This is a genomic window from Arthrobacter sp. TJ-58 (assembly GCF_058269295.1).
Genome location: NZ_JBZCNM010000011.1, coordinates 1 through 3570, shown reverse-complemented (window position 1 = coordinate 3570; position 3570 = coordinate 1). Strand labels below are relative to the sequence as shown.

Here is a 3570-nt window from a genome sequence, read left to right as displayed (position 1 = left end):
CCGCATGGTGGTCCGTGGAAAGCTTTATGCGGTTTTGGATGGACTCGCGGCCTATCAGCTAGTTGGTTGGGGTAACGGCCCACCAAGGCGACGACGGGTAGCCGGCCTGAGAGGGTGACCGGCCACACTGGGACTGAGACACGGCCCAGACTCCTACGGGAGGCAGCAGTGGGGAATATTGCACAATGGGCGAAAGCCTGATGCAGCGACGCCGCGTGAGGGACGAAGGCCTTCGGGTTGTAAACCTCTTTCAGCAGGGAAGAAGCGAAAGTGACGGTACCTGCAGAAGAAGCGCCGGCTAACTACGTGCCAGCAGCCGCGGTAATACGTAGGGCGCAAGCGTTATCCGGAATTATTGGGCGTAAAGAGCTCGTAGGCGGTTTGTCGCGTCTGCTGTGAAAGCCCGGGGCTCAACCCCGGGTCTGCAGTGGGTACGGGCAGACTAGAGTGCAGTAGGGGAGACTGGAATTCCTGGTGTAGCGGTGAAATGCGCAGATATCAGGAGGAACACCGATGGCGAAGGCAGGTCTCTGGGCTGTAACTGACGCTGAGGAGCGAAAGCATGGGGAGCGAACAGGATTAGATACCCTGGTAGTCCATGCCGTAAACGTTGGGCACTAGGTGTGGGGGACATTCCACGTTTTCCGCGCCGTAGCTAACGCATTAAGTGCCCCGCCTGGGGAGTACGGCCGCAAGGCTAAAACTCAAAGGAATTGACGGGGGCCCGCACAAGCGGCGGAGCATGCGGATTAATTCGATGCAACGCGAAGAACCTTACCAAGGCTTGACATGAACCGGAAAGGCCTGGAAACAGGTCCCCCACTTGTGGCCGGTTTACAGGTGGTGCATGGTTGTCGTCAGCTCGTGTCGTGAGATGTTGGGTTAAGTCCCGCAACGAGCGCAACCCTCGTTCTATGTTGCCAGCGCGTTATGGCGGGGACTCATAGGAGACTGCCGGGGTCAACTCGGAGGAAGGTGGGGACGACGTCAAATCATCATGCCCCTTATGTCTTGGGCTTCACGCATGCTACAATGGCCGGTACAAAGGGTTGCGATACTGTGAGGTGGAGCTAATCCCAAAAAGCCGGTCTCAGTTCGGATTGAGGTCTGCAACTCGACCTCATGAAGTTGGAGTCGCTAGTAATCGCAGATCAGCAACGCTGCGGTGAATACGTTCCCGGGCCTTGTACACACCGCCCGTCAAGTCACGAAAGTTGGTAACACCCGAAGCCGGTGGCCTAACCCCTTGCGGGAGGGAGCCGTCGAAGGTGGGACCGGCGATTGGGACTAAGTCGTAACAAGGTAGCCGTACCGGAAGGTGCGGCTGGATCACCTCNAGAATTCGAACCTAGAACATGGTTGGAAGGACACGGGTACGTGTTGTTTCTGGTTGTTCCTGCGCAGGTCTGAAGCGTTCCGCGGTAAATACGCGGTGTGTGGAGGGGTGTGACGGGGTTGTTGTTTGAGAACTACATAGTGGACGCGAGCATCTTAAAATTATTAAGTGCAATTTCAGATAAACCTGGTGACCGGTTTTACCGGTTTCCATGGTTTTCTCGATAGCGATAATATTTATTGATCTTTTGTGGTCAAGTTTTTAAGGGCACACGGTGGATGCCTTGGCATCAGGAGCCGAAGAAGGACGTAGGAATCTGCGATAAGCCTGGGGGAGTTGATAACCGAGCGTTGATCCCAGGATGTCCGAATGGGGAAACCCCGCCCGGCGCGCGAGTGACCGGGTGACCCGCATCTGAACACATAGGGTGCGTGGAGGGAACGTGGGGAAGTGAAACATCTCAGTACCCACAGGAAGAGAAAACAACAGTGATTCCGTTAGTAGTGGCGAGCGAACGCGGAAGAGGCTAAACCAGTGGTGTGTGATAGCCGGCGGGCGTTGCATCACTGGGGTTGCGGGACTTTCCGTACCAGTTCTGCCGGATTGGTGAAGTGAGTGCAGGTGCATAGGTGAACGGGTTTGAAAGCCCGGCCGTAGAGGGTGTTAGCCCCGTAACCGGAATGTATGCTGCCGCTTGGAGAGGATCCCAAGTAGCACGGGGCCCGAGAAATCCCGTGCGAATCTGCCAGGACCACCTGGTAAGCCTAAATACTCCCTGATGACCGATAGCGGACAAGTACCGTGAGGGAAAGGTGAAAAGTACCCCGGGAGGGGAGTGAAACAGTACCTGAAACCGTGTGCCTACAATCCGTTGGAGCAGGGCGATGCCACTTGTGGTGTTGTGCTTGTGACAGCGTGCCTTTTGAAGAATGAGCCTGCGAGTTAGTGTTACGTCGCGAGGTTAACCCGTGAGGGGAAGCCGTAGCGAAAGCGAGTCTGAACAGGGCGATGCAGTGGCGTGATCTAGACCCGAAGCGGAGTGATCTACCCATGGCCAGGTTGAAGCGACGGTAAGACGTCGTGGAGGACCGAACCCACTTCAGTTGAAAATGGAGGGGATGAGCTGTGGGTAGGGGTGAAAGGCCAATCAAACTCCGTGATAGCTGGTTCTCCCCGAAATGCATTTAGGTGCAGCGTTGCGTGTTTCTTACCGGAGGTAGAGCTACTGGATGGCTAATGGGCCCTACAAGGTTACTGACGTCAGCCAAACTCCGAATGCCGGTAAGTGAGAGCGCAGCAGTGAGACTGTGGGGGATAAGCTTCATAGTCGAGAGGGAAACAGCCCAGACCACCAACTAAGGCCCCTAAGCGTGTGCTAAGTGGGAAAGGATGTGGAGTTGCTCAGACAACCAGGAGGTTGGCTTAGAAGCAGCCATCCTTGAAAGAGTGCGTAATAGCTCACTGGTCAAGTGATTCCGCGCCGACAATGTAGCGGGGCTCAAGTACACCGCCGAAGTTGTGGCATTCAAATATTAGCCAAGCGGATGGTTTATCCATTTTCGTTCAAGCGTTTGGATGGGTAGGGGAGCGTCGTGTGGGCAGTGAAGTCGCGGTGTAAACCAGCGGTGGAGCCTACACGAGTGAGAATGCAGGCATGAGTAGCGAAAGACGGGTGAGAAACCCGTCCGCCGAATGATCAAGGGTTCCAGGGTCAAGCTAATCTGCCCTGGGTAAGTCGGGACCTAAGGCGAGGCCGACAGGCGTAGTCGATGGACAACGGGTTGATATTCCCGTACCGGCGAAAAACCGCCAATACTGATCGGGGGATACTAACCGCCCAATACCTGACTGTTAGCCCTTGTGGCGACACGGTTTTTGGTGGAGCGCGGGACCTGATCCCGGGAGGTAAGCGTATTAACAGGTGTGACGCAGGAAGGTAGCCGGGCCGGGCGATGGTTGTCCTGGTCTAAGGATGTAGGGTCAGCGATAGGTAAATCCGTTGCTGTGTCTTTGATGACGATCCTGAGATCTGACGGGACCCACTTTGGTGGGAATCCGGTGATCCTATGCTGCCTAGAAAAGCATCGGCGCGAGGTTTTAGCCGCCCGTACCCCAAACCGACACAGGTGATCAGGTAGAGAATACTAAGGCGATCGAGAGAATTATGGTTAAGGAACTCGGCAAAATGCCCCCGTAACTTCGGGAGAAGGGGGGCCCCAACCTTGATGGACACT

2 rRNA genes are annotated in these 3570 nt (G+C 55.6%); both read left to right on the top strand.

The features are described from left to right. Positions 1-1340: ribosomal RNA gene (locus tag AC4D2W_RS17255) — 16S ribosomal RNA — on the top strand; the annotation flags it as partial. Positions 1341-1587: 247 nt separating this feature from the next. Beyond that, positions 1588-3570, top strand: a 23S ribosomal RNA gene (locus AC4D2W_RS17250); the annotation flags it as partial.